At 73.4% G+C, this 24,458-nt stretch carries 24 protein-coding genes and 1 tRNA gene; 12 read left to right on the forward strand and 13 right to left on the reverse strand.

What is annotated here, in order from left to right; all coding sequences use genetic code 11:
• Positions 1 to 3 precede the first annotated feature (3 nt).
• The gene (locus HZF07_RS10585) at positions 4 to 369 is read left to right on the forward strand and encodes a YchJ family protein (protein WP_157341503.1); all 366 of its coding nucleotides are present in this window, start codon (positions 4 to 6) and stop codon (positions 367 to 369) included.
• Positions 366 to 890 (forward strand): GNAT family N-acetyltransferase, encoded by a 525-nt coding sequence (locus tag HZF07_RS10590; protein WP_198346381.1) that lies wholly within the window; start codon positions 366 to 368, stop codon positions 888 to 890. The genes HZF07_RS10585 and HZF07_RS10590 overlap by 4 nt, the downstream gene beginning before the upstream one ends.
• Here the strand turns inward: HZF07_RS10590 and HZF07_RS10595 are convergent.
• Positions 859 to 1,722 (reverse strand): universal stress protein, encoded by an 864-nt coding sequence (locus HZF07_RS10595; RefSeq protein ID WP_157341504.1) that lies wholly within the window; start codon positions 1,720 to 1,722, stop codon positions 859 to 861. The two genes, HZF07_RS10590 and HZF07_RS10595, sit on opposite strands and share 32 nt — an antisense overlap.
• Positions 1,723 to 1,849: 127 nt before the next feature.
• On the opposite strand from HZF07_RS10595, the gene HZF07_RS10600 reads away from it, so the two are divergent.
• Both HZF07_RS10600 and HZF07_RS10605 read left to right on the forward strand, forming a co-directional pair.
• Complete coding sequence (locus HZF07_RS10600; RefSeq protein ID WP_157341506.1) at positions 1,850 to 2,290, forward strand: pyridoxamine 5'-phosphate oxidase family protein; 441 nt, start codon at positions 1,850 to 1,852, stop codon at positions 2,288 to 2,290.
• Positions 2,291 to 2,312: 22 nt separating this feature from the next.
• Positions 2,313 to 3,869, forward strand: a complete 1,557-nt coding sequence (locus HZF07_RS10605; RefSeq protein ID WP_181645039.1) for a GAF domain-containing sensor histidine kinase — start codon at positions 2,313 to 2,315, stop codon at positions 3,867 to 3,869.
• Here the strand turns inward: HZF07_RS10605 and HZF07_RS10610 are convergent.
• Positions 3,858 to 4,523: a response regulator gene (locus tag HZF07_RS10610; protein ID WP_157341509.1), complete on the reverse strand. Its 666-nt coding sequence runs from the start codon at positions 4,521 to 4,523 to the stop codon at positions 3,858 to 3,860. The genes HZF07_RS10605 and HZF07_RS10610 overlap by 12 nt on opposite strands.
• Before the next feature lie 112 nt (positions 4,524 to 4,635).
• On the opposite strand from HZF07_RS10610, the gene HZF07_RS10615 reads away from it, so the two are divergent.
• A complete protein-coding gene (locus tag HZF07_RS10615) occupies positions 4,636 to 5,157 on the forward strand; it encodes a flavodoxin family protein (protein ID WP_157341511.1) in 522 nt (173 codons plus the stop codon).
• Positions 5,158 to 5,169: 12 nt separating this feature from the next.
• Here the strand turns inward: HZF07_RS10615 and cydD are convergent, their stop codons facing one another.
• The 3 genes from cydD to HZF07_RS10630 are packed head-to-tail and all read right to left on the reverse strand — an operon-like array spanning position 5,170 to position 10,837.
• Complete coding sequence (gene cydD / locus HZF07_RS10620; protein ID WP_157341513.1) at positions 5,170 to 8,352, reverse strand: thiol reductant ABC exporter subunit CydD; 3,183 nt, start codon at positions 8,350 to 8,352, stop codon at positions 5,170 to 5,172.
• Complete coding sequence (gene cydB / locus HZF07_RS10625) at positions 8,349 to 9,365, reverse strand: cytochrome d ubiquinol oxidase subunit II (protein WP_157341515.1); 1,017 nt, start codon at positions 9,363 to 9,365, stop codon at positions 8,349 to 8,351. The genes cydD and cydB overlap by 4 nt, the downstream gene beginning before the upstream one ends.
• Before the next feature lie 14 nt (positions 9,366 to 9,379).
• Positions 9,380 to 10,837: a cytochrome ubiquinol oxidase subunit I gene (locus HZF07_RS10630; RefSeq protein ID WP_157341517.1), complete on the reverse strand. Its 1,458-nt coding sequence runs from the start codon at positions 10,835 to 10,837 to the stop codon at positions 9,380 to 9,382.
• Positions 10,838 to 10,966: 129 nt separating this feature from the next.
• Between HZF07_RS10630 and HZF07_RS10635 the strand changes: the two genes are divergently transcribed.
• Positions 10,967 to 11,536 carry a TIGR03086 family metal-binding protein gene (locus tag HZF07_RS10635; RefSeq protein WP_157341519.1) on the forward strand — a complete coding sequence of 190 codons (570 nt, stop codon included), beginning with the start codon at positions 10,967 to 10,969 and terminating at the stop codon, positions 11,534 to 11,536.
• Here the strand turns inward: HZF07_RS10635 and HZF07_RS10640 are convergent.
• Genes HZF07_RS10640 through HZF07_RS10650 form a run of 3 tightly spaced genes read right to left on the reverse strand, consistent with a single transcriptional unit; the run spans position 11,526 to position 14,627 of the window.
• A complete protein-coding gene (locus HZF07_RS10640) occupies positions 11,526 to 12,719 on the reverse strand; it encodes a lipid-transfer protein (protein ID WP_181645040.1) in 1,194 nt (397 codons plus the stop codon). The two genes, HZF07_RS10635 and HZF07_RS10640, sit on opposite strands and share 11 nt — an antisense overlap.
• Positions 12,716 to 13,177 carry a Zn-ribbon domain-containing OB-fold protein gene (locus HZF07_RS10645; protein WP_157341521.1) on the reverse strand — a complete coding sequence of 154 codons (462 nt, stop codon included), beginning with the start codon at positions 13,175 to 13,177 and terminating at the stop codon, positions 12,716 to 12,718. The genes HZF07_RS10640 and HZF07_RS10645 overlap by 4 nt, the downstream gene beginning before the upstream one ends.
• A gap of 52 nt (positions 13,178 to 13,229) precedes the next feature.
• Positions 13,230 to 14,627 (reverse strand): cystathionine beta-synthase, encoded by a 1,398-nt coding sequence (locus HZF07_RS10650; protein WP_157341523.1) that lies wholly within the window; start codon positions 14,625 to 14,627, stop codon positions 13,230 to 13,232.
• 78 nt (positions 14,628 to 14,705) lie between these two features.
• On the opposite strand from HZF07_RS10650, the gene HZF07_RS10655 reads away from it, so the two are divergent.
• The 5 genes from HZF07_RS10655 to HZF07_RS10675 all read left to right on the forward strand — a co-directional run bounded on the left by HZF07_RS10655 (position 14,706) and on the right by HZF07_RS10675 (position 19,752).
• On the forward strand, positions 14,706 to 15,725 hold the full coding sequence (locus HZF07_RS10655; protein WP_181645041.1) for an SGNH/GDSL hydrolase family protein: 1,020 nt from the start codon (positions 14,706 to 14,708) through the stop codon (positions 15,723 to 15,725).
• 70 nt (positions 15,726 to 15,795) lie between these two features.
• Positions 15,796 to 16,548: an ABC transporter ATP-binding protein gene (locus HZF07_RS10660; RefSeq protein WP_157341527.1), complete on the forward strand. Its 753-nt coding sequence runs from the start codon at positions 15,796 to 15,798 to the stop codon at positions 16,546 to 16,548.
• Positions 16,545 to 17,882 carry an FtsX-like permease family protein gene (locus tag HZF07_RS10665; protein ID WP_181645042.1) on the forward strand — a complete coding sequence of 446 codons (1,338 nt, stop codon included), beginning with the start codon at positions 16,545 to 16,547 and terminating at the stop codon, positions 17,880 to 17,882. Before HZF07_RS10660 ends, HZF07_RS10665 begins: the two co-directional genes overlap by 4 nt.
• Positions 17,883 to 17,896: 14 nt before the next feature.
• Positions 17,897 to 19,120: a sensor histidine kinase gene (locus HZF07_RS10670; RefSeq protein WP_157341529.1), complete on the forward strand. Its 1,224-nt coding sequence runs from the start codon at positions 17,897 to 17,899 to the stop codon at positions 19,118 to 19,120.
• Complete coding sequence (locus tag HZF07_RS10675) at positions 19,108 to 19,752, forward strand: response regulator transcription factor (RefSeq protein WP_181645043.1); 645 nt, start codon at positions 19,108 to 19,110, stop codon at positions 19,750 to 19,752. The genes HZF07_RS10670 and HZF07_RS10675 overlap by 13 nt, the downstream gene beginning before the upstream one ends.
• A 51-nt stretch (positions 19,753 to 19,803) precedes the next feature.
• Here the strand turns inward: HZF07_RS10675 and HZF07_RS10680 are convergent, their stop codons facing one another.
• Entirely contained in the window at positions 19,804 to 20,679 is an 876-nt protein-coding gene (locus HZF07_RS10680; RefSeq protein ID WP_157341531.1) for a Bax inhibitor-1/YccA family protein, read from the reverse strand.
• A gap of 181 nt (positions 20,680 to 20,860) precedes the next feature.
• On the opposite strand from HZF07_RS10680, the gene HZF07_RS10685 reads away from it, so the two are divergent.
• A complete protein-coding gene (locus HZF07_RS10685; RefSeq protein ID WP_181645044.1) occupies positions 20,861 to 21,961 on the forward strand; it encodes a hypothetical protein in 1,101 nt (366 codons plus the stop codon).
• Here the strand turns inward: HZF07_RS10685 and HZF07_RS10690 are convergent.
• The 4 genes from HZF07_RS10690 to HZF07_RS24405 all read right to left on the reverse strand — a co-directional run bounded on the left by HZF07_RS10690 (position 21,927) and on the right by HZF07_RS24405 (position 24,439).
• On the reverse strand, positions 21,927 to 23,096 hold the full coding sequence (locus HZF07_RS10690) for an endo-1,4-beta-xylanase (protein WP_157341533.1): 1,170 nt from the start codon (positions 23,094 to 23,096) through the stop codon (positions 21,927 to 21,929). The two genes, HZF07_RS10685 and HZF07_RS10690, sit on opposite strands and share 35 nt — an antisense overlap.
• A gap of 140 nt (positions 23,097 to 23,236) precedes the next feature.
• Positions 23,237 to 23,310, reverse strand: a tRNA-Leu gene (locus tag HZF07_RS10695).
• Positions 23,311 to 23,387: 77 nt separating this feature from the next.
• Positions 23,388 to 23,924, reverse strand: coding sequence for a peptide deformylase (locus tag HZF07_RS10700; protein ID WP_181645045.1), 537 nt, complete (start codon positions 23,922 to 23,924; stop codon positions 23,388 to 23,390).
• Entirely contained in the window at positions 23,921 to 24,439 is a 519-nt protein-coding gene (locus HZF07_RS24405) for a glycine cleavage system transcriptional repressor (protein WP_181645046.1), read from the reverse strand. The genes HZF07_RS10700 and HZF07_RS24405 overlap by 4 nt, the downstream gene beginning before the upstream one ends.
• Between the last annotated feature and the right edge of the window lie 19 nt (positions 24,440 to 24,458).

The raw sequence follows: 24,458 nt of genomic DNA on the forward strand, positions 1-24,458 counted from the left end.
GTCATGGCCCTCCAGCAGCCCTGCCCGTGCGGCTCCGGCACGTCGTACGACGCCTGCTGCGGGCGCCTGCACCGGGGCGCGGCCCTCGCGCAGACCCCGGAGGAGCTGATGCGGTCGCGCTACGCGGCGTACGCCGTGGGAGACCTCGACCACGTGTTCCGCACCTGGCACCCGCGCACCCGGCCCGACGACCTCGCCGCCGACCCGGGCCTGACGTGGACCGGTCTCGAGATCCTCGGCGCGGGCGCGGACTGGGTGGAGTTCACGGCGTCCTTCGAGCGCAACGGAGTGCCCGGCCAGATGCACGAGCGCAGCAGCTTCGAGCAGCGCGGCGGCCGGTGGGTCTACGTCGACGGCGACCTCACGTGAGCCTCCTGGTCCGCGAGCGGCGGCCGGAGGACGTGCCGCTCCTCGCGCAGGCGCTGGCCGAGCAGCAGGCCGCGACCCAGTACCCCGTCCGCTGGCCGCTGCCGATCCCGGTCGAGGACTTCCTCGTGCGGCCCGGCGAGGAGCGAGCGTGGGTGGCAGAGGTCGAGGGCCGGGTCGTCGGGCACGTGGCGGTCCACACGCTGGGCGACGGGCTGCGCGGGCCGTTCCTCGATGCGCTCGGCACCGATGAACTCGCCGAGCTGGCCGTGCTCTTCGTCGCCGGCGACGTCGTCGGCACCGGGGTCGGCGGTCGGCTCCACGACACCGCTGTCGAGTGGATCCGGGCGTCGGGACGCCGGCCGGTGCTGGACGTCGTACCCGTCCACGCTCGCGCGGTCGCGGTCTACCGGCACCGCGGCTGGCAGGTCGTCGGCGAGGTGCAGCCGGTGTGGCTGGCCGAGGACTTCCCGACGCTGGTCCTGATGGCCCTCAGCGCCCGTCCGCCAGCGGCACGACCATGACGGGGCACTTCGCGTGCTCGACCACGATCTGCGCGACCGAGCCGTTCACCAGCGCGGAGAGCCGGCCGCCGCGGTGGGCGCCGAGGACGACGAGGTTCATCCGCTCCGAGGCGTGGATGAGCTCCTCGTCGACCAGCCCGGACGCCACGAGCAGCCGGGCGCGCACGTCGGGGTACTTCTCGGCGAGACCGCTCAGCGGCTCGGACGCCCGCAGCCGGAGCTCCTCCGCCGTCTCGTAGGCGGAGATGCCGCGTGGTCCGTGCAGGATCGTCAGCGGCAGGTCGTGCAGCGAGGCCTGCAGGTAGGCGTGCTCGACGGTCGCGAGCGACGAGGGACTGCCGTCGGCGCCGACGAGCACGCCGTGCCGCACGGCCCCGAGGTCGGTCGGCCGGACCACCACGACCGGGCAGGCCGCGTGCCGGATGACCGCCACGCCGACCGAGCCCAGCAGCAGGCTGGCGACCGGGCCGCGACCGCGGGAGCCGAGCACCAGCAGGTGGGCGTGCTCGGCGAGCTCGAGCAGCATCGTCCGGGGGTCCGCCGTCCAGGCGGCTTGGTGGACGACCAGGCCGGGCGCCTTGGCCGCGACGTGGTCACTGGCCCACTTGAGCATGCCGGCCGCGTCCTCGTGCAGTGCCGCGATGACGACCGGCGCGGTCGAGGTCATGGGGTCGGCCCAGACGTGGTGGAGCTCGTCGATCCCGTGCGCCAGCGTCAGCTGGCGGTGCTCACGAACGGCTTGCTCGATCGCCCAGTCGAGGGCACGCTCCGCGGACGGGGAGCCGTCCAGCCCCACCACGATCGTGCCCGGCGGGATGAGGTTCTTGGTCATACCTCACCTTCCGCCCGCGCACCCGCGCGGCCCAGCCCCGAACGCCCCAGGATCTCGGGACCAACGGCCCTCCACCGCCCGCTGCCGGGGGCGCAGCATGGTCGGAACACCGACCGAGGAGGCAGCCGTGCAGGAAGCCATCGAGCTCACACATGACCAGTGCGAGCGGCTGCTCCGAGCCGGCATCACCGGCCGGGTGGCCCTGTCCACCCCCGACGGCCCGCACATCGTGCCGGTCAACTACTCCGTGGTCGGCGAGGCGGTGGTGCTGCGCACCTCGCCGTACAGCCTGCTCGGCACCTACGGCCGGGGCGCCATGCTCGCCTTCGAGGTCGACGGCGTCGACCACGAGCGGTGGCGTGGGTGGAGCGTGGTGGCCAGGGGCCGTGCCTCTGCGGTCACCGACCCCGTCGAGCTGGAGCAGATCCACGAGACCTGGGAGCCTCGACCGTGGGCCGCCGGCGCCCGCCACCTGCACCTGCGGATCCCGTGGACGGAGCTCAGCGGCCGCCAGATCGGCGCGGGCTGGGACCCGCTGCAGCAGCTGCCGGTGCGCCGCGCCGTGTGAGCCGTTGCGGCAGACTGGCCGGGTGGACAGCGACGCCGCCCTTCCCGACTCCACCCGTACCCTCCTCGACGCGGTCGCGGCCATCTCCTCCGACCTCGACCTGCACAGCGTGCTCTCGCGGATCGTCGAGGCGGCGACCCGGCTGACCGAGGCCCGGTACGGCGCGCTCGGGGTGATCGGCGACCAGTCGGCGCTCGTCGAGTTCGTGACCACCGGCCTGTCCGCCGCGGAGCACGCGGCGATCGGCGAGCTGCCCCACGGGCGCGGAATCCTCGGGCTGCTCATCCGCCACCCGGTCCCGATCCGGCTCGACGACCTGACGCAGCACCCGGACGCGACCGGCTTCCCACCCAACCACCCGGCGATGAGCAGCTTCCTCGGCGTGCCCGTCCGCATCCGGGGCACCGTCTTCGGCAACCTCTACCTCACCGAGAAGGCCGGTGGGCAGTCGTTCACCGAGCAGGACGAGCTGCTGGTCGGGTCGCTCGCGACCACGGCGGGGTTCGTGATCGACAACGCCCGCGCCTACGGCCTCAGCGAGCGGCGGCGCCAGTGGCTGGAGGCCGCCGCCGAGCTCGACGAGGCCGTGCAGCCGCCGGTCGACCTCGCCGCGGCCCTGCAGGCGGTCGCCCGCACGGCGCAGACCGTCGGCAGTTCCGTGGCGGTGGCGGCGACGATCACCGGCGCGGACGGCCGGGCGCAGACCGCCACCGCCCCCGGCGACCGTGCCGCGCTCGACACCGCGATCGACCTCGTCGCCGTGCAGCCCCTGACCGAGCCGACCGAGCTGTCCGTGGGGGGCTACGACGCCTTCGCCGTCCCCTTGCGCACGCACCTCGTCGGCCGGGGCCTGCTGATCGCGTTCTACCCGCCCGGCAGCCGGCCGCTCGCGGTGGAGGAGCGCGAGCTGTTCGTGTCCTTCGGCGAGCACGCGGCGCTGTCGCTCGACCGCGCCCAGGGCATCGACGACCGGGCCGAGCTGGCCGTCACCTCCGACCGCGAGCGGATCGCGCGCGACCTGCACGACCTCGTGATCCAGCGCCTCTTCGCCACCGGCCTCCAGCTGCAGCGCGCCGAGACGCGCAGCGGCGACGTCGAGGTCACCGAGATCGTCCGGCAGGCCGTCGACGCGCTCGACGGCACCATCCGCGACATCCGCGGCACGATCTTCGAGCTCCAGCACCAGAGCAGCGGCACGTCGCTGCGCGCCGACCTGCGCAGGCTGGTCAAGGAGTACGCGCCGCTGCTGAAGTTCGCGCCGCACGTGCACACCTCGGGCCCCGTCGACACGGCCGTGCCGCCCGAGGTGCGCGACCAGCTGCTGCCCGTGCTCCGCGAGGCACTGTCCAACCTGGCCCGGCACGCCGCCGCCAACCACGCCGACGTCGAGGTCGTCATCGAGGACGGCGAGCTGCGGCTGACCGTCGACGACGACGGCGTCGGGATCGGCGAGGTCAGCCGCGAGAGCGGGCTGCGCAACGCGCGCCGGCGGGCCGAGGCACTGGGCGGTCGTCTCGAGCTGTCGCGGCGCGCCCCGCACGGCACGTCGTTCGTGTGGCGGGTGCCGCTAGCCCGCTGAGCCCGGGTCCCTGTCGAGCAGTCGGCTGGCGAGCACCGCGGCCTGGGTGCGCCGCTCGAGGCCGAGCTTGGCGAGGATGCTCGAGACGTAGTTCTTGACAGTCTTCTCGGCCAGGAACATCCGTTCGCCGATCTGTCGGTTGGTCAGCCCCTCCGCGATCAGCCCGAGCAGCTTGAGCTCCTGCTCGGTGAGCTCGGCGAGCTCGGGGGCGACGGTCGCGGCGGGGTGCCGCACCCGCTCGAGGACGGTCGCGGTCATCGCCGGGTCGATGAGCGAGTTGCCGGCCGCCACCTGACGCACCGCGTCGACGAGGTCGGACCCCCGGATCTGCTTGAGCACGTAGCCCGACGCCCCGGCCATGATCGCCGAGAAGAGCGCCTCGTCGTCGTCGTAGGAGGTGAGGATCAGCCCGTGGATGCTCGGGTCGACGGCCCTGACCGTGCGGCACACCTCGATGCCGGAGCCGTCGGGCAGCCGGGCGTCGAGCACGGCGACGTCGGGCCGCAGCGCCGGGATCCGGCTCGCCGCCTCGACCGCCGAACCGGAGTCGCCGACGACCTCGATGTCGTCGTGGCTCTCCAGCAGCGCGCGGAGCCCCTCGCGCACGACCTCGTGGTCGTCCAGCAGGTACACGCGAACGATCCCGTCGGTCATGCCCCTTTCCTATCAGGTGGGCGGCCCTGTGCACCCCGGGACGAAGGTCCTGTTCCGCTCCCGTCGTTCGACCCTGCCGGCCGCACGGGCGGCGGAGGAGCGTGGAGGCATCATGAAGGCACTGGTCGTCTACGAGTCCTTGTTCGGCAACACCGAGAAGATCGCCCGGGAAGTGGCCTCCGGGCTCGAGCGCAGCGGGGCTGACGTGACCGTCGCCCCGGTCGGCTCGGTCGACCCGGTCGACCTCGCGGCGTACGACGTCGTCGTCGCCGGCTCCCCCACCCATGCGTTCTCGATGCCCCGGTCGGTCACCCGTGCCGACGCCGTCCGGCACGGCGCCGACCGCGCCTGCGAGGGCCCCGGCCTCCGGGAGTGGATCGAGCACCTCGAGCCCCAGGTCGGCGCCCGGCCGACGTTCGCCGTGTTCGACACGCGCCGCGACGCGCGGTCCCGGCACCTGACCGGCTCGGCCGCCCGCTCCGCCACCCGCGCCCTGCGCCGCCGGCACCGGGCGCTCGCCGACGTGCCTGCCTCGTTCTACGTCGGCGGCACCTCCGGGCCGCTCCTGCCCGGCGAGGCCGTCCGTGCCCGCGCCTGGGGCAGCAGGCTCGCGGGCTGCGCGCGGACCCAGTGAGCGCCGCCGGGCTCAGCCGAGGCTGAGCACCCGGTCGACGCGGTCGAGCCCCGCCTCGGCGTGGGTGATCCACACGACCGAGCGCACACCGCCCGAGGAGAGCACCTCGGCGGCGAGGTCCTCGGCCGTCGCCCGGTCGAGGTGGGCGGCCGGCTCGTCGAGCACCAGCACCGACTGGTCGGCGAGCAGCGAGCGGGCGATCGCGATCCGGGCGCGCTCGCCGCCCGACACCTGCGCGTGCCCGTCACCGAGCCAGCTGTCCAGGCCGTCGGGCAGCGCGTCGAGCCACGGGCCGAGCGCCGCGGCGCGCAGCGCCGCCTCGACCTCGGCGTCGGTGGCCCCCGGGCGGGCGAGCCGGACGTTCTCACCGAGCGTGGTGGCGAACACGTGCGGGTCGTCGTCGACCAGCCCGACGGTCCGGCGTACGTCGTCGAGCGCCAGGTCCGGCAGCGCCGCGCCGCCCAGCGAGACCGTGCCGCGCACGGGGTCGGCGAAGCGCAGGAGAAGCGCGGCGAGGGTGCTCTTGCCCGACCCGGTCGGCCCGACCACGGCGACCCGCTCCCCGACGCCGAGGCCCAGCGAGAGGTCGCGGAGCACCTCGCGGCCGTCCCACGCGGCCGCCACCCCGTCGACGCTGACCGCGGACCCGGGGACCGGCACCGGCGCAGCCGGCGAGGTCACGACCGGTGCGCGCGAGGACAGCGCCTGCAGACGCGACTCCGCGGCCCGGGTCCGGCTGGCGAGCGCGCCGGCGTCGGCCAGCCCGGCGGCCACCTCGCCGAGCGCCAGTGGCAGCAGCACCAGCAGGGCCAGCATCGGACCGGACACCTCGCCGGGGAGCAGCCACGCTGCCGCGGCCACGCCGACGCCCGAGCCCAGCAGCACCAGTGCTCGGCCCGACGCCGCCCAGGTGGCGGCGGCTACGGTACGGCGGCCGAGCGCCTCGGCGAGATCGGTCACGCGGGCGACGGCTCGCTCCTCGGCCTGCCACATCGTCAGCTCGCCCGCGGCCTGCGTCGCCTCGACCACCGCCTCTGAGAGCTCGGCGCGGATCGCGACGGCGGAGGTCTCCGCGCGGGCGGCGCCGGCCCGCGCGAGCCCGAAGGCGACCGCGCCCAGGGCGCAGACGCCGAGCACGACCGGCGCCACGACCGGGGCCGCCACCAGCGCCACCAGCACCGCGAGGGATCCGCAGATCGCGAACCCACGCACCGGCATCCGGACCCGCAGCTCGCGGTCCACCACCGCGTCGACGTCGTCGACCACGGCCGCCAGCACGTCGCCTCGCCGCCTGCCGAGCGCACCCGGGACGAGCGGCACGACCGCGTCGTAGACCGCCACCCGGCGGTCGGCGAGCAGCCCGAGCGCGACGTCGTGGGACCGCAGCCGCTCGGCGTAGCGCAGCACCGGACGCGCGATGCCGAACGTGCGCACCGCGACGATCGCGACCAGCAGCGTCAGGATCGGCGGCTCGTACGACGCCTGCACGATGAGCCACCCCGCGGTCGCCGTCAGCGCCACCCCCGAGGCGGACGCGAGACCGCCGAGCACCGTCGGCAGTCCGAGCCCGTGGCGCCGCGGCGACGTCGGGTCGCCCGGTGGCACCGGCCGGGCTGCGACGGACACGGGTCGCGCGGGCACCACCGGCGCAGGAGCGGGCAGGGTGACCACGCGGTCCGCCAGCTCGGCCAGGGCCGGACGGTGGGCGACCACGACGACCGCGCTGCGCCGGCCGAGCTCGCGCACGGTCTCGGCGACCACCCGCTCGGTGTCGGGGTCGAGGTGGGCCGTCGGCTCGTCGAGCAGCACGTAGGGACGGTCGGCGAGGACCACCCGGGCCAGCGCGAGCCGGGCCCGCTCGCCGGCGGAGAGCGTGGTGCCGTCCTCGCCGAGCAGGGTGTCGGGCGCGACCGGCAGCGCGACCGCGCGGAGCGCCTCGACGATCGCGCGGTCGCTCGCCCCGGGCACCGCGAGGCGCAGGTTGTCGGCGACCGTGCCGCCCACGAAGACCGGCCGCTGCGGCAGCCACGCGATCGCGTCGCGGCCCGGTCCGCGCGCGGTGCCGGAGGTCGGCTCGAGCAGGCCCGCGAGCACCGCCAGCAGCGTGGACTTCCCGCAGCCGGACGGCCCGGTGACCGCCAGCACGCCCCGGTCCGGCACGGCGAGCGAGACGTCGTCGAGGGCGGGCACCACGCGGCCCGGGTGGACGACGGACACGTGGTCCACCCCGAGCGCGCCCGGCCGGCGCACCGGCGTCACGTGGTCGGCGTCGGCGAGCGCGCTCGCCGCCTCGAACGTCGCGACCCCCTCGGCGGCGGCGTGGAACTCCTGGCCCACCCGGCGCAGCGGCCAGTACGCCTCGGGGGCGAGCAGCAGCACGACCAGCGCGGTCTCGAGGTCGAGGTCACCGTGCGACAGGCGGATGCCGATCGTCACCGCCACCAGCGCGACCGAGAGCGTCGCCACGAGCTCGAGCACGGCCGAGGACGCGAACGCGATCCGCAGCGTCTCCAGGGTCCGGCGGCGGTAGCGGTCGGTGACCGCCCGGATCGTCGCCGACTGGGCCTCGGCCCGGCGGAACGCGACCAGCGTCGGCAGCCCCCGCACGACGTCGAGGAAGTGGCCCGACAGCGAGGCCAGCGCGCGCCACTGGGCCTGCGCGCGGTCGCGGGTCGCCAGGCCGACGAGGATGCCGAAGACCGGGACCAGCGGCAGCGTGACGAGCACGATCAGCGCGCTCATCGGGTCCTGGGTGGCGATCGCGACCAGGGTGACGCAGGGCAGCACGCCCGCGAGCACCAGCGCCGGCACGTAGCGGGTGAGGTAGGGCTCGGCGGCGCTCGCGCCGCGGGTCGCGAGGCTGGCCAGCTCGCCGGTCTGCCGGCCGGCGCCGCCGTCGCGGAGGATCGCGCGGACCACGCGGCGGCGTACGTCGGTGCCGACGACCGCGGCGGCGCGGGCGGCCATCGTGTCGCTGGTCCAGCCGACCAGGGACCTGGCGGCGAACACCGCGACGACCACCGCCGCCCAGGTGCCGACCGCGCCGTCGTCGAGGGCGGCCAGCACCAGCTCGGTCACCGCCCACGCCTGGCCGACCAGGAGCAGGCTGCCCACCGCGCCGGCCATCAGCACGACGGCAAGCTCGCGCCGCGCGGGTGCGAGCTGCTGCCGGACCCGGGGATCGGTGGGGCTCATGCCACCGCTTCCAGCTCCGCGTCGGGGATGTGGTGGTCGGCGATCCGCTTGCGGAAGATCCAGTAGGTCCACGCCTGGTAGCCGAGCACGATCGGGGTGAAGATCGCGGCCACGATCGTCATCACGGTGAGCGTGTAGTCGGTCGCCGAGGCGTTCGTGGTCGTCAGCGAGTAGGCCTCGTCGGTCGAGGACGGCATCACGTCGGGGAAGAGGCCGACGAAGAGGCCCGCGACCGCCAGGGCGATGCACGCGAACGTCCCGATGAAGGCCCATCCCTCGCGGCCGACCTGCGCCGTGGCGATGCCGGCGACCAGCGCCGCCGCGGCGAGCACGAAGAGGACGGCCGACCAGCCGTTGCCGGTCAGGAACTGCGCCCAGACCAGGAACGCGACCGCGGCGGCCGCGGCGGCCAGACCGCTGGTGACCGCGACGCCGCGGGCCCGGACGCGGATGTCGCCATCGGTCTTCAGCGCCAGGAACATCGCACCGTGGGTCAGGAAGAGCAGCAGCGTCACCACGCCACCGAGCAGCCCGAACGGGTTGAGCAGCGTGAAGAGCGTGCCGGTGAACTCCTTGTCCTCGTCGATCGGGACGCCGCGCACGATGTTGGCGAACGCCACGCCCCACAGGAAGGCGGGCACGTAGGAGCCGACGACGATCGCGCGGTCCCACCACGAGTGCCAGGACGCCTCGGGGCGCTGGTGCCGGTACTCGAACGCGAGGCCGCGGACGATCAGCGCGAGCAGGATCAGCAGCAAGGGCAGGTAGAAGCCGCTGAAGAGCGTGGCGTACCACTCGGGGAAGGCCGCGAACGTGGCGCCGCCGGCGGTGAGGACCCACACCTCGTTGCCGTCCCAGACGGGACCGATCGTGTTGATCATGATCCTGCGCTCGCGGTCGTTGCGCGCCAGCCAGGGCAGCAGCATGCCGACCCCGAAGTCGAAGCCCTCGAGGGTGAAGTAGCCGATCCAGAGGACGGCGATCAGGATGAACCAGACCGTGGTGAGATCCATGTCAGTCTCCCTCCTCAGTAGGCGAACGCCAGCGGGCGGTCTTCGTCGTCGTCGCTGCCTCGGAGCGTCGGGTCGGGCGGCTCCTGGAAGGGATCGGCGCCCTTCTTCACCACGCGGACGATCAGGCCGATCTCGACGACCGCGAGCACGCCGTACAGCAGCGTCAGGGAGAGGATCGAGATCCAGGCCTCGGTGTTGCTGACGCCCGGCGAGACCCCGTGCGGGGTGGTCATCAGGCTGAACACCACCCAGGGCTGACGGCCCATCTCGGTGAAGATCCAGCCGAACGAGCTGCCGAGGACCGTGACGATCGGCGTCGCGATCGCCATCCGGCCGAACCACTTCGAGGTCGGCGACCGGTCCTTGCGGGTGAGGAAGAGGATGAGCGCGGCGAAGCCCGCCGAGAGGAAGCCCATGCCCATCATGTAGCGGAACGTCCAGTAGGTCACCGGGATGTACGGCGTGTAGTCACCGGCCGGGTCGTAGGTCAGGGAGTCCGGGTCCTGTCCGTACTCCTCCTGGTACTCCGCGCTCAGGTCGTTGATGCCCTGCACCTCGCCGTCGAAGCTGCCGGTCGCGAGGAAGGACAGCAGGCACGGGATCGTGATCGAGAACTTCTCCTCGCTGCCGTCGGGCGTGCCGATCGTGAAGATCGAGAACGGCGCGCAGGAGTCCTCGGTCTCGTAGAGCGCCTCGGCCGCCGCCATCTTCATCGGCTGGACCTCGGTCATGATCTTGCCCTGGAAGTCGCCCGTGACCGCGACGCCGAGGCCGGCGACCAGGGTGATCCAGGCACCGAACCGGATCGCCCTGCGGTACATCGGGCGGTCCGCGTCGGGCGTCCGGCCACGGACGTAGAGCCAGGCCGCGATGCCGAGCACGAACGCCCCGGCGGTCATGTACGCCGCCAGCACGACGTGCGGGAACGTGACGAGCTGGACCTTGTTGAACATCACCGCTGCGAAGTCGGTGAGCTCAGCGCGGCCGGTGTCGGGGTTGAACTCGTAGCCGACCGGGTGCTGCATCCAGGAGTTCGCGGCCAGGATGAACCAGCCGCTCGCCAGCGTGCCGAGGTGGACGAGCCAGATGCAGCCGGCGTGCAGCCCGCGCGGCAGCTTGTCCCAGCCGAAGATCCACAGGCCGAGGAACGTCGACTCCAGGAAGAACGCCAGCAGCGCCTCGATTGCGAGCGGTGCGCCGAAGACGTCGCCGACGAAGCGGGAGTAGTCCGACCAGTTCATGCCGAACTGGAACTCCTGCACGATGCCGGTGACCACGCCGATCGCGAAGTTGATCAGCATCAGCTTGCCGAAGAACTTGGTCAGCCGCAGCCACTCCGGGTTCCGGGTGCGCAGCCACTGCGTCTCCATCACTGCGACCAGCGCGGTGATGCCGATCGTGATCGGGACGAACAGGAAGTGGTAGACGGTCGTGATGCCGAACTGCCACCGCGCGATGTCGAGGATGTCCATCTGCACTCCGATCCAGGTCGCTGTGACCGACGTGGAAGTGACCCTAGGGGCCACCCTGCCGCACCCGACCGGGCCGAGGGTCCCCCGGAATGGGCCAAAGGTCCCGAGCCGTGAGGCACAGTGGAGGCCATGGAGCTCGACGACCTCGCCCACGCCCAGGCCGCGGTCGGCTCGCTGCTGGCGGGCCTCGACGCCGACGCCTGGGCCCGCAGCACGCCCTGCGACGACTGGGACGTTGCCGGCGTGGCGCGCCACCTGGTCATCGGTGAGCGCGCGTTCGTGACCTCGCTCGGCGGCGCGGCCTACGACCTCGCGGCCATCCGCGACGAGGTGCTCGAGATCCCGACCGCCGACCTGCCCACGACGTACGCCGTCGGCGCGCGCGACCTCCACCTGGCGCTCGCGGCGGCCGACGTCGACGCGACGTTCCCGACCGGCCTCGGCCCGATGTCGGCGGTCGCCGTGACGCGGCTGCGGATGATCGAGGCGCTCGTCCACGGCTGGGACCTCGCCCGCGGCGCGGGGGCCACGCTGGACGTGGACGACGAGGTCGCCGAGCGCGCGATCCGCCACAGCCTGGCCCTGCTGGAGCGGCTGCCACCCGAGCGGAAGGTGTTCGGCGGCCCGCAGCCGGTCGCGGAGGACGCGTCCGCCGTCGACCGCCTGGTCGCGCTCCTGGGGCGGAGCGTCAGCGGCTGAGGATCACCGACGAGCCGTGGCCGAAGAGGCCCTGGTTGGCGGTGATGCCGACCCGCGCGCCCTCGACCTGACGGCCGGCGGCCTGGCCGCGCAGCTGCCAGGTCACCTCGCAGACCTGGGCGAGCGCCTGGGCCGGCACCGCCTCGCCGAAGCAGGCGAGGCCACCCGACGGGTTGACCGGGATCCGCCCGCCGATCGTGGTGTCGCCGGCGCGCAGCAGGGCCTCGGCCTCGCCGCGCTTGCAGAGCTGGAGGTCCTCCATCCAGTCCAGCTCGAGCGCGGTCGACAGGTCGTAGACCTCGGCCAGGCTCACGTCCGCGGGGTCGATGCCCGCCTCCTCGTACGCCGCCTGGCCGATCGACTCCTTGAAGGTCCGCTCCGGCGCGGGCACGGCGTTCGCCGAGTCCGTCGAGAGCAGCGGCATGTCGATGACCGTGTTGGGGAAGGTCGGCGTGACCGTGGAGATGGCGTTGATGCGCACGCCGCCGCCCAGGCCGTGCTTCTCGGCGTACGCCGTCGAGCACAGCACGATCGCCGCGGCGCCGTCGGAGGTGGCGCAGATGTCGAGCAGGTGCAGGGGGTCCGAGACCACGGCCGACGTCAGCACGTCCTCGACGCCGACCTCCTTGCGGTAGCGCGCGTGGGGGTTCGCGAGGCCGTGCCGCGCGTTCTTGACCTTCACGCGCGCGAAGTCCTCCTGCGTCGCCCCGTAGAGGTCCATGCGGCGGCGGGCGTAGAGCGCGAAGTATGCCGGGTTGGTCATCCCGAGCAGGCGGAAGCGCAGCCAGTCGGGGTCGTCCCAGCGCTCGCCCGCGTTGGGCGCCAGGAAGCCCTTGGGGGTGGTGTCGGCGCCGACGACCAACGCCACCTCCGACAGGCCGGCGAGGATCCGGGCGCGCGCGGTGTCGAGGGCCTGCGCTCCGGTCGCGCACGCGGCGTACGACGTGGCGACCTTGGCACCGTTCCAGCCCAGCGCCTGGGCGAAGGTCGCCCCGGCGACGTAGCCGGCGTAGCCGTTGCGCACGGTCTCGCCGCCGACGACCAGGTCGACGTCGCGCCAGTCGACGCCGGAGTCGGCCAGCGCCGCGCGGGCCGCGTGCACGCCGTACTCGACGAAGTTGCGGCCCCACTTGCCCCACGGGTGCATCCCCACCCCGGCCACGGCCACGTCGTGGTTGCTCACTGGTCGGCCTCCTCGCCCATCTCGACGACCGGCTTCCAGCGCCACACCGTGCGCTCCCCGGACTCGTCGGCGTAGAGGGTCTCGACGACCAGCTCTGCCTCGGCGCCGACCCGGAGGTCGGCGACGCCGTACCCCTCGGCCACCTGGCCGAGCACGACGAGACCCTCGGGCAGCTCCACCGCCGCCAGGGCGAACGGCTCGTAGGGATCGCTGCGGGGGACGTACGGCGGGGGCGGCTGGTACTGCGCGTCGGTGTAGGACCAGACCGTGCCGCGCCGCGAGAGCCGCGTCTCCGCGAACTCCTCGCCCGCGCACGCTGGGTTGCGGCAGAAGCCCGGCCCCGAGGCCTGGTGGAGGGGCGGGAAGAACACCGTCTCGCAGGTGGTGCACCGGGAGCCGACCAGCGCAGACTCGGGCCCGGTGGTGAACCACCCCTCGATCGCGGGTGTCGCGGTCATCCGCCCCTCCTGAGAACTAGAACGTGTTCTCACTATAGGGGAGGGCCGGCCCTCAGCCCCGCGCCAGGTAGCCCAGCAGGTCGTGACGGGTGACGACCCCGACCGGCTTGCCGTCCTCGTGCACCAGCAGCGCGTCGGCGCCCTCGAGCGCGGCGACGGCGTCCGAGGCGGGCTCGGTGGACCCGATCGAGGGCAGCGGGGCCGACATGTGCTGGCTGACGCTGTCGGTCAGCCGCGCCGTGCCGGTGAAGAGCAGGTCGAGGAGCGCGCGCTCGGAGACCGAGCCGACGACCTCCGCCGCGACGACCGGCGGCTCGGCCCGCACGACCGGCATCTGCGAGACGCCGTACTCCTGCAGGATCGTGACCGCCTCGGCGATCGTCTCGCCCGGGTGGGTGTGCACGAGGTCGGGCAGCCGACCGTCCTTGCCGCGCAGCACCTCGCCGACGTTGATGGCCGGCCGCTCGACGCCCTCGACCGGGAAGCCGTACTGGCCCAGCCAGTCGTCGTTGAAGACCTTCGTGAGGTAGCCGCGGCCGGAGTCGGGCAGCAGCACGACGATGACGGCGTCCTCGCCCTCGGGGGTGCCCTCGAGCTCGTGGGCGAGCTGGATGGCGGCGTGGGCGGCCATGCCGGACGAGCCGCCGACCAGCAGCGCCTCCTCGCGCGCGAGGCGGCGGGTCATCGCGAACGAGTCGCCGTCGGAGACCTCGATGATCCGGTCGGCGACGTCGCGGTCGTAGGCGTCGGGCCAGAAGTCCTCGCCGACGCCCTCGACGAGGTAGGGGCGGCCGGAGCCGCCGGAGTAGACCGAGCCGGCGGGGTCGGCGCCGACCACCTTGACGTCGGGGTTCTGCTCCTTGAGGTAGCGGCCGGTGCCGCTGATCGTGCCGCCGGTGCCGACACCCGCCACGAAGTGGGTGATCCGGCCCTCGGTCTGCGCCCAGATCTCGGGACCGGTGGTCTCGTAGTGCGACCGCGGGTTGTGCGGGTTGGAGTACTGGTCGGGCTTCCACGCGCCCGGCTGGGCGGCGAGCCGGTCGGAGACGTTGTAGTAGGAGTCGGGGTGCTCGGGCTCGACGGCGGTCGGGCAGACGACCACCTCGGCGCCGTACGCCTTGAGCACGTTGCGCTTGTCCTCGCTGACCTTGTCGGGGCACACGAAGATGCACTTGTAGCCCTTCGCCTGCGCGACCATCGCCAGCCCGACGCCGGTGTTGCCGGAGGTCGGCTCGACGATCGTGCCGCCCGGCTGGAGCTCGCCGGAGGCCTCGGCGGCCTCGATCATCCGGGTCGCGATGCGGTCCTTCACGGAGCCGCCGGGGTTGAGGTACTCCACCTTGGCGAGGACGATCGGTCCCTTCGCGCCGTCGAGGGAGCCTGTGGACTTCGAGAGCCTGAGCAGCGGGGTGTTGCCGATCAGGTCGAGGAGAGAGGTCACGTACTGCATCTGGCCAATCTAGAGGCGCTCCTCACATACATGGAAACCTCGGCGTACTCATCGGTACGGGTCCGTAGGGTGGGGCCTGTGGGGACTGCCGGTGCTGCGCGCAAGCTGGCCTCCGCCGCGGCGTACGGCGGCGGTGGCCTCTCGGTCCTCGGCGCCAGCCTGTACGGCGTGCTGCGTCTCGAGGCGCAGGCCGCGCGGCGCACGATCGGCAACGCCGAGGGCGCTCCCCCGGACCCCACCGGGTGGTACGGCCGGGGCCGCCCCGGACCCGCGATCAAGGTCGCGCTGCTCGGCGACTCGAGCGCGGCCGGCTACGGCGTGCACCGGGTCGAGGAGACGACGGGGGCGCTGCTCGCCAGCGGGCTGGCCGTGCGTGCCGACCGGCGGGTGCACCTGCGCGCCTTCGCCGTCGTCGGCGCCCGATCCTCGGACCTCGGCGGCCAGCTCGACCGGGCGCTGCCGACCGCGCCCGACGTCGCGATCATCCTGATCGGCGCCAACGACGTCACCCACCGGGTGCTGCCCGCGGCCTCCGTGCGGCACCTGTCCGACGCGGTCCGCCGGCTGCGCGAGGCAGGCGTGGCCGTGCTCGTCGGCACCTGCCCCGACCTCGGCACCGTCGAGCCGATCATGCCGCCGCTCAAGCAGGTGGCCCGGATCTGGTCGCGGCGGCTCGCCGCGGCGCAGACGATCGCGGTCCTCGAGGGGGGCGGCCGCACGGTCTCCCTCGGCTCGATCCTCGGACCCGAGTTCGCGGCCGCGCCGGCCCTGCTCTTCGGGCCCGACAGGTTCCACCCCTCGGCCGACGGCTACCGCTCGCTCGCGCAGGTGCTGCTGCCCTCGGCGCTGGCGGCGCTCGGGCTCGGCCCGGAGGACGAGCAGGAGCCCGAGACCTTCCGCGGCGAGGGCGTCATGGCGATCACCGACGCGGCGGTCCGGGCGGTCAACGTGCCCGGCACCGAGCTCGACGGCACCGAGGTCGGCGGCGCGCGGCGCGGCGTACGCGGCCTCTGGGTCGAGCTGCGGCACCGGCGGCGGCACCCGGACACCGACGGCGAGGCGCCCCAGGAGATGGAGCTCGACCACAGCGAGGGGTAGGCAAAACCCCACCACGGCCGGCGGTCCAGCACCATCGAGTCGGGGCTCGCGGCACGGGAGCGTCGTAGCCATGACCACACATCCCGCTCTCGAGGTCACCGGCCTCACCCGCACCTACGGCGACGGACCGAACGCCGTCCATGCCCTCGCCGGGGTCGACCTCGCCTTCGCCCCCGGCTCGTTCACCGCCGTGATGGGCCCGTCGGGCTCCGGCAAGTCGACCTTCCTCAACTGCGCCGCCGGGCTCGAGCGCCCGAGTGCCGGCCGGGTCCTCGTCGACGGCCGCGACGTCACCGAGGACGACGAGGACGCCCGCACCCGGCTGCGCCGCGAGCGCCTCGGCTTCGTCTTCCAGGGCTTCCACCTGCTCCCCTACCTGACCGCCGAGCAGAACGTCGGCCTCCCGCTCCGGCTCGCCGGCCGCCGGTCCGACCGGGCGCGGGTCCGCGGGCTGCTCGAGCGGGTCGGGCTCGCGGACCGCGCCCACCACCTGCCGACCGCGCTCTCCGGTGGCCAGCAGCAGCGGGTGGCGATCGCCCGCGCCCTGGTCACCGAGCCGGCCGTCCTGCTCGCCGACGAGCCCACGGGTGCGCTCGACACCATCACCGCGCACGAGGTCCTCGCGCTCCTGCGCGACTCCGTCGACACGCTCGGGCAGACGGTCGTCATGGTCACCCACGACCCCGTCGCGGCGGCGTACGCCGACACCGTGGTGTTCCTCGTCGACGGCCGGGTGGCGGGCCGGATGGACGGCCCGACCGCCGACGCCGTCGCCGGCCAGCTCGCCCACCTCGACCAGCTGACCCGGGTGGTGGCGTCGTGACCGGCCTGGCCTGGGCGTCACTGCGGCACCGCGTCACCGCGAACGCCTCGACGTTCGTCTCGGTGCTCCTCGGGGCCGCGCTGATCGGCGCGTTCGCGACGCTCGCACAGACCGGTGCGGGTGAGGTGTCCGCGGACGATGCCGAGACGCTGCGGATCATGGGCATCGTGGTCGGCGGCTGGGGCAGCGCCATCGTGCTCTTCTCGGTCGCCTCGACCCTCGGCATCACCGTCCGGCAGCGCGCCGAGGAGGTCGGCCTGCTGCGGGTCGTCGGTGCGACCCCGCGCCAGGTCCGGCGCCTGGTGCTCGCCGAGGCGGCCGTGGTCACCGGCGTCGCGGCCGTGCTCGGCGCGCTCGTCGCGTGGCCGGCGGGCTTCGTCCTGCTCGCGCTGCTGCGCAACGGCGGGATGGTCTCCGACACCGTCGAGTACGGCGGCGGCCCCGCCGCGTTGGCCGTCACGGTCGTGCTCGTGGTGCTGACCGGCCTGCTCGCCGCTGCGGTGACCGCACGGCGTACGACCGGCGGGCCGGCCACCCTCGCGATCGCCGAGGCCCGCTCCGGCGCCGGCCGGATGCGGTGGTGGCGGGTGCTGATCGGGCTGCTCCTCGTCGGGTACGGCGTCGCGATGGCGGTCGTCACGATCACGGTGACCGCCCACGACAGCGACCCCTACGCCGCGATGAGCACCAGCGGCTCGAGCAGCATCCTGGTGGGCATCGGGCTGGCGACGCTCTCTCCCCTGCTGCTGCGCTGGCTGTCGTCGGCGTGCGCGCCGGCTGTCGGCCGGACCGGTGTCGTCGGCTGGCTCGCGGCCTGGAACACCTCGCGGCGCCCCCACCTGCTCGGCGCCGTCCTGGCCCCGGTCATCGTGCTGACCGCGGGTGCCGCCGGGGTGCTGATGCTGGTCGGCATCGACCACCGCACGATCGGCGCCGGCCACCCCGAGGGCGACACGATCAACCTGCTCAACAACCTGGTCACCGGCATGATCGTGGTCTTCGCGGCCGTGGTGGTGGTCAACGCGTTCGCCGCCGTCGTCGCCGGGCGCCGGGCCGAGCTCCAGCGGCTCCGGCTGCTGGGCGCGACGCCGACCCAGGTCGAGCGGTCCGTGCTCGCCGAGGCCGGCATCGTCGCGGGGATCGGGGTGCTGCTCGGGCTCGTGGCTTCGCTGGCGACGGTGGTGCCGTTCGCGGTCGCCCGTGACGAGGGCGTGGTGCCCGACGGCCAGCTCTGGCTGCCGGTGCTGGTGGCCGTCGCGACGGTCGCCCTGACCCTGGTCGCGGCGCGCTCCGCCGTACGCCGGCTCGGTCCGCTGACCGGGGCGGTCCGGTGACAGACTTGGCCACCATGCTGCTCCGGCCGATCCGCTCCACGAGGCCGGCCCCGGTCGACGGGGCCGGCCTGGCCGAGCGACTGCGGCTGACCGCGGTCGCGCTGGGCTACGCGGTCGCGATGGCCCCGGCACTCGTGCTCGGGATCGCGTCGCTGCTCTGCATCCCACTCTCGCTGGTGCTGGTCGGGCTGGTGCTGGCGTTCGCGGTCGTGCCCGCGACCGCCGCGCTGACCGGCGTGCACCGCCGGGTGAGCGGACGGCTGCTCGGCGAGGAGATCCCGTCCGGCTACGCGGACACCGCCGGCACCAACCTCGTCACCCGGCCGCTGCGGTGGGTGACCGACAAGGCGCGGTGGCGCGACGTGGCGTTCCTGTGGTTCTCGGCGACCGGCGGCTTCGTGCTGTCGCTGCTGCCGGTCGCCCTGCTCACCGCGCCGGTCACCCACCTGGCCGGTGCGGTGATCGACGGCGGCGGCTGGTGGTGGCTGCTGGTCGCGCTCGACGGCCCGCTGCTCGTGGCGTGGTGGTGCGTGACGCCGGCGCTGGTGCGCGCCCGGGCGATGGCCGAGCGCGGCATCCTGGGGCACACCCGGGTCGAGCAGCTCTCGCGCCGCGTCTCGGAGGTGACCGCCTCGCGGGCCGAGACCCTGGACCACAACGCCGCCGAGGTGCGCCGCATCGAGCGCGACCTGCACGACGGCGCCCAGGCCCGGATCGCCGCCGTCGGGATGAACGTCGGGCTCGCCGAGAAGCTGATCGAGACCGATCCGGCGGCCGCCGCCGAGCTGCTGCGCGAGGCCCGCGAGACGACGGTCTCCGCACTCGAGGACCTGCGCTCCGTCGTCCGCGGCATCCACCCGCCGGCGCTGGCCGACCGGGGCCTCGCGGGCGGCATCGAGGCGCTGGCCCTCCCGCTCCCCCTGCCGGTCACCGTCGCGATCGACCTGCCCGGCGGCATCCCGCAGCCGGTCGAGTCCGCGGCCTACTTCGCCGTCGCCGAGTGCCTCACCAACACCGTCAAGCACGCCGGCGCCTCGCGGGCCTGGGTGGTCGGCAGCTACGACGACGGGGTGCTGCACCTCGAGGTCGGTGACGACGGCGACGGCGGTGCGGATGAGACCGGCGGCGGGCTCTCCGGCGTACGCCGGCGGCTGGAGGCGTTCGACGGCAGCCTGGAGGTCGCGAGCCCGGTCGGCGGGCCGACGATCGTGACGCTGGAGGTGCCGTGCGGGCGGTGATCGCCGAGGACCAGGCGCTCCTGCGGGTCGGGCTGACCCGGATCCTCGAGGCCAGCGGGTGCACGGTCGTGGAGGCGGTCGACAACGCGCCGTCGCTGACCCGGGCGCTGGCCTCGCCCGACGTCGACGTCGCCGTCGTCGACGTGCGGATGCCCCCGTCGTACTCCACCGAGGGCCTGGTCGCCGCGATCGCCGCCCGGCAGGCGCGGCCCGGCTTCCCGGTGCTGGTGCTGAGCCAGTACGTCGAGCCGCTGTACGCGCGCGAGCTGCTCGCCAGCGGCGAGGGGTCGGTCGGCTACCTGCTCAAGGACCGGGTCGCCGACGTCGACGGGTTCGTCGCCGCGGTGCGCCAGGTGGCTGCGGGCGGCACCGTGCTGGACCCGGAGGTCGTCGCGGGCCTGGTCTCCGGCCGCGAGCGCCCCCTCGAGCGCCTCACGCCGCGCGAGCGCGAGGTGCTGACGCTGATGGCCGAGGGCCGCTCCAACGCCGCGATCGCGGCGCGGATGTTCGTCACCGAGAAGGCGGTCGGCAAGCACACCAACGCGATCTTCACCAAGCTCGACCTGCCGCCCGCGCCCGACGACAACCGCCGGGTGCTGGCCGTGCTGGCCTGGCTCGACGGGGGCGGCTGAGACGACGAACGGGCCCCGGATCGCTCCGGGGCCCGTTCGTCGGTGCGGACGTCAGTCCTGGCTGAAGAACGCCAGGATGCGCAGCAGGTTGGTGTAGATCCAGACCAGGCTGACCGTCATCGCGAAGGCCGCGCGCCACGACTCCCGCTCGGGCAGGCGGTTGGCGATGCCCTGCTCGACGAAGTCGAAGTCCATGATCAGCATGAACACGCCGAGCGCCAGGCCGGCGAACGCGGTCAGCATGCCGAGGCTGCTGACGCCGAACAGGCCGAGCTCGGCACCGAACATGCTGAGCAGCAGCTCCATCAGGCTGAGCCCGATCATGCCGAAGACCGCCGCGATGACGAACATGCGGAACTTCGCGCCGACCTTGATGTTGAAGAACTTGTAGGCGGCGAGGGTGCCGGCGAACGCCGCGAAGGTGCCGAGCACGGCGCCCATCACGACCCCGTCGCCGAACTGGGCGTCGAAGAACTTCGAGAGGCCGCCGAGCGCCACGCCCTCGAGCGCGCAGAAGGCCAGCACGAGCGCCGGGCTGATGACGCGCTTGAACGAGTTGACCATCGACAGCACGAAGGCACCGAGCGAGCCGATCGTCATCAGCGCGATCAGGCCGCCGAGCTCGTCGTTGGTGGTGTTGACGTCGATGGCCGGGGTCATCGCCCAGGTCACGAAGGCCGCGGCGATGACGACCACCAGCGAGATCGCGGTCTTCTGGACGACCGAGTCGATCGTCATCAGGCCGCCGGTGGCGACCGGGGCCGGGGCCTGGCCGGGCTGGCCCGTGCCCCAGGTGGCGGGGTCGGTGTAACCCGTCTGACCGTAGCCCTGGTGGGCGCCGCCGTTGCCGGCGTAGGTCTGGTTGCCGTAGGCGTTGGAGGTGTTGAACTCCTCCGAACGTCGGAACACCGGGTTGTTGCTCTGCATGGTCTCTCCTCGAGGCCGGGGGGCGTCGTCGCTCTGACGGGTCGCCTGTGGAACCCAGTCTAGATGGGTTCACCCAGTGCAACGCGCCCCGTAGGCCGTTGGTTCCCGGTCGGCGGGGAAACCGGCAGCTCGCACCGCGCGGCGCATCCCGCGCACGGCGTACGACGGCCATGATCGGACCGTGGAGGACGTCGTCTTCGTCGCAGTCGTCGGTGCCCGCTTCCTGGTGCCGCTGCTGATCCCGTGGTTCCCGCTGCCCGCGATCATCGCCTGCCTGGTGCTGGACGCCGCCGACCAGACGATCTTCCAGGCGTTCGGCTACGACCCGCCGGGCTACCAGAACTACGACAAGGCGATGGACATCTTCTACCTGTCCATCGCCTACCTCGCCGCGATGCGCAACTGGGACAACCTCCGCGCGTTCGCGGTCGCGCGGTTCCTCTTCTACTACCGGCTGGTCGGCGCGTTCCTCTTCGAGATGACCCACGAGCGCTGGCTGTTGCTCGTCTTCCCGAACACGTTCGAGTACTTCTTCATCGCCTACGAGCTGTGGCGGACCCGGTGGCGCACGCGCCCGGTCACCGAGCGCGCGTGGATCCTCACCGCCGCCTTCATCTGGATCGTCATCAAGCTGCCGCAGGAGTACTGGCTGCACGTCGCCGAGCTCGACGTCACCGACACGCTCGAGGACTACTGGTGGGCGTGGCCGCTGCTCATCACGCTGCTGCTCGTGCTCGCGGGCATCCTGTGGTTCGTCGTCCGCCCGCGGCTGCCCGAGCCCGCGCACTCCTTCCGCCTCGCCGCCGACCCGCTGCCCGACGCCGTCGACACCAGCGCCTCGCTGGCCGCGCTGCGGATCCGCGGCGGCTGGGTGGTGTCCTGGATGACGCTCGAGAAGATCGTGCTGGTCGGGCTGGTCTCGGTGATCTACGGGCAGTTCCTGCCGACGGTCACCATGTCGACCGCCGAGCTCTTCGTGTCGATCGGCCTCCTGGTCGCGCTCAACGCCGCCATCACGCTCGCGTTCTCGCGGCGCAGCTGGACGCTCGAGTCCGCGGCGGGTGCCGTCGTCACCCGCATCCTGCTCAACGTGGTGCTCGTGCTGCTCTACGACGCCGCGTTCGGGCGCACCTCCGGCGGGTGGACGACGTTCTTCTTCCTCTGCCTGATCAGCCTGATCACGACGCTGCACGACCGCTACCAGCCCGTCTACGCGTTCCGACGGGCCGAGGACCGCAGCGCCGCCGCTACCGGTGCCGCGCCACCCCCGGCGCCAGCCTGAGGTCCTGCTGCACCGCCTCGTACGCCGGTCGCGGCTGGAGGTCGACGTCGTAGAGCGTCGCCGCCCCCTCACCCTCGAACCAGCCTGGGACCCAGGAGTAGGCGTCGCCCACGCCCCAGACGGTGAACGAGAGGCAGTCGGACACCGCCAGGCAGGCCTGCAGCATCTGCGAGTACTCGTAGGGCTGCGCGAACTTGGCCAGGGGGTTCGTGGGGTTCTGGTGGGCGGCGTCGTCGACGAACGTGCGCACGTCCGCCTCCGTGATCGCCACCTTCAGGCCCAGGTCGGCGTAGCGCTGCAGGTCGGCGCGCATCCGCTCCCCGGAGAAGTCGTACTGGGTGTCGAGATGGCCCTGGTCGCCGACCCCGTCGATCGGGACGCCGGCCCGCACCAGCCGCCGGACGAAGGCGTAGACCGCGTCGGCCTTGGCGTTGTCGCCGTCCTCGCCGGCGATGTTGAAGTCGTTGTAGAACAGCAGCGCCCGCGGGTCGGCCTGGTGCGCCCAGCGGAACGCGTCGGCGATCACGCCCTCGCCGAGGTGCTGGACCCAGAAGTTGTCGCCGTTGACGCCGCTGGGCAGCGGGTTGGGGTCCCAGGCGTTGGCGAAGAACTCGTTGGCGACGTCCCACTGCCACACCCTGCCCCGGAAGTGCGAGACCTCGGCCAGGATGTGCCGCTTCAGCACGGAGCGCAGCTCCGTGTCGCTGATGGTGCCGTTGCCGACGCCCTGGGTGAGCCACCCCGGCAGCTGGTTGTGCCACACGAGGGTGTGGCCGCGCACCCGCTGGTGGTTGGCCTGCGCGAAGGCCATGACCTGCTCGGCGGGCGCCCAGTCGTAGGCGCCCCGGGTGGGCTCGACGACCTCCCACTTCATCTCGTTCTCCGGGGTCACCGAGGAGAACTGCTCGGCCGCGATCCTCGCGTAGTCGGGGTCGTCGAGATGCCCCGGGGCGACGGCCACGCCGACCGCGAGGCCGACCCGGTCGCCCAGCGCTCGCAGGGAGTCCGGGGGCGCCCGGTGGCCGCCGTACGACGTGGAGGCGGAGGCCGTCGACGCGATGAGCACGGCGAGGGTCGTGGCGAGGACGAGCTTGCGGGCCAGGGGGCGGCCGGTGAGGGCATGACGGATCTGCATCGCGCGTCTCCCGAGATGGCAGCGGATGGATGGGTCCGGGTGCGCGGGACACGGTGGCACGCCGGTCCCGGCAGCATCGGTCGCGGGAGCGAGCAGGGTCAACGGTTCTGGTTATCGACAATTTTTCTACAGCGCTGACGTGCCCCCGCTGGGACTCGAACCCAGACTGCGCCGCTTTTAAGGCGGCTTCCTCTGCCGGTTGGGATACGGGGGCGGCGTGCTGCGGGACGTCATACGGACCGAGCAAGCGGACACACCGACCGTATGACGTCCGCGGGGTGCCGAGCGCGACTATAGGTAGGTCTGGCGCTGGTGGAGGGCGTGCGCGCCGGCGACGCGGTCGAGGAAGAGCAGGCCGGCGCAGTGGTCGATCTCGTGCTGCAGCGCCCGGGCCTCGAAGGCGTCGGTCGTGACCGTGACCTCGGCGCCGGTGAGGGGCACCCGGCCGCGGACGACGAGGCGGGTCGCGCGCTTCACGTCGCCGGTGAGGTCAGGGACGCTCATGCAGCCCTCGCGGGCGCGCTCGTTGCGGCTGGCCTCGACGACCTCGGCGTTGCAGAGCACGAAGGTGCCGTGGGAGGTGCGGGTCTTCGGGTGCGCGGAGACGTCGACGCAGAAGACCTGCGCGGCGACGCCGACCTGGGGTGCGGCGAGCCCGACGCAGCCGGGGCTGACCCGCATGGTGGCGACGAGGTCGGCGGCGAGCTGGACGACCTCGGGGGCGGTCGGGTCGACCGGCGGGGACGGCGTCGAGAGCACCCCGGCGGGCGCTCGGACGACGTCGAGCACGCTCCCGGTCACGCCGAGGTCGACGTGCAGAGGGTTCACAGGTCGTCGGCCTCCGCGCGGCGCAGCGTCGCGCCGACCCCGAGGCGCGCGGCGACGTCGTCGATCGCCGCGTCCAGCGCCGCGACGTCCACGTCCGAGGGCAGGTCGAGCTCGGCGACCAGCACGTAGAGGTCGCCGGTGAGCCGCGTGGTCAGGTCGGTGATGTTGCCGCCGACGGCGGCCACCTCGGCGACCACGGACGAGACGATCCCCGGGCGGTCGGCGCCGTGCACGGTGAGCAGCCACGGCGTGCCGGTGGACGCGACGGCCGGCTCCTCCGGGACCGCGAGCACGCTGATGCTCAGCGTCCCGTCGGAGGTGAGGCCGGACAGCGCGGCCTCGACGTCGGACGGCTCGGCCGGTCCGGCGCAGACCAGCGTCATCGCGAAGTGGCCGCGCAGCCGCGTCATCGAGGAGTCCTCGAGGTTGAGTCCGAGGTCGGCGAGCCGCGCCGTGGTCTCGGCGATGATGCCGGGTCGGTCGTGCCCGAGGACGGTGATGGCGAGCGAGGTCACCGCCTCATTGTCGCAGCGC

Origin of the sequence: Nocardioides agri, from assembly GCF_013778305.1 — a bacterium.
Classification (GTDB): Bacteria; Actinomycetota; Actinomycetes; order Propionibacteriales; family Nocardioidaceae; genus Nocardioides; species Nocardioides agri.

Bases quoted from the DNA above. Each gene is read 5' to 3' on its own strand.
- HZF07_RS10585 (WP_157341503.1), top strand. From the start codon at position 4: ATGGCCCTCCAGCAGCCCTGCCCGTGCGGCTCCGGCACGTCGTACGAC.
- HZF07_RS10595 (WP_157341504.1), bottom strand. From the start codon at position 1,722: ATGACCAAGAACCTCATCCCGCCGGGCACGATCGTGGTGGGGCTGGAC.
- HZF07_RS10610 (WP_157341509.1), bottom strand. From the start codon at position 4,523: ATGACCGACGGGATCGTTCGCGTGTACCTGCTGGACGACCACGAGGTC.
- HZF07_RS10615 (WP_157341511.1), top strand. From the start codon at position 4,636: ATGAAGGCACTGGTCGTCTACGAGTCCTTGTTCGGCAACACCGAGAAG.
- cydD (WP_157341513.1), bottom strand. From the start codon at position 8,352: ATGAGCCCCACCGATCCCCGGGTCCGGCAGCAGCTCGCACCCGCGCGG.
- cydB (WP_157341515.1), bottom strand. From the start codon at position 9,365: ATGGATCTCACCACGGTCTGGTTCATCCTGATCGCCGTCCTCTGGATC.
- HZF07_RS10630 (WP_157341517.1), bottom strand. From the start codon at position 10,837: ATGGACATCCTCGACATCGCGCGGTGGCAGTTCGGCATCACGACCGTC.
- HZF07_RS10635 (WP_157341519.1), top strand. From the start codon at position 10,967: ATGGAGCTCGACGACCTCGCCCACGCCCAGGCCGCGGTCGGCTCGCTG.
- HZF07_RS10645 (WP_157341521.1), bottom strand. From the start codon at position 13,177: ATGACCGCGACACCCGCGATCGAGGGGTGGTTCACCACCGGGCCCGAG.
- HZF07_RS10650 (WP_157341523.1), bottom strand. From the start codon at position 14,627: ATGCAGTACGTGACCTCTCTCCTCGACCTGATCGGCAACACCCCGCTG.
- HZF07_RS10660 (WP_157341527.1), top strand. From the start codon at position 15,796: ATGACCACACATCCCGCTCTCGAGGTCACCGGCCTCACCCGCACCTAC.
- HZF07_RS10670 (WP_157341529.1), top strand. From the start codon at position 17,897: ATGCTGCTCCGGCCGATCCGCTCCACGAGGCCGGCCCCGGTCGACGGG.
- HZF07_RS10680 (WP_157341531.1), bottom strand. From the start codon at position 20,679: ATGCAGAGCAACAACCCGGTGTTCCGACGTTCGGAGGAGTTCAACACC.
- HZF07_RS10690 (WP_157341533.1), bottom strand. From the start codon at position 23,096: ATGCAGATCCGTCATGCCCTCACCGGCCGCCCCCTGGCCCGCAAGCTC.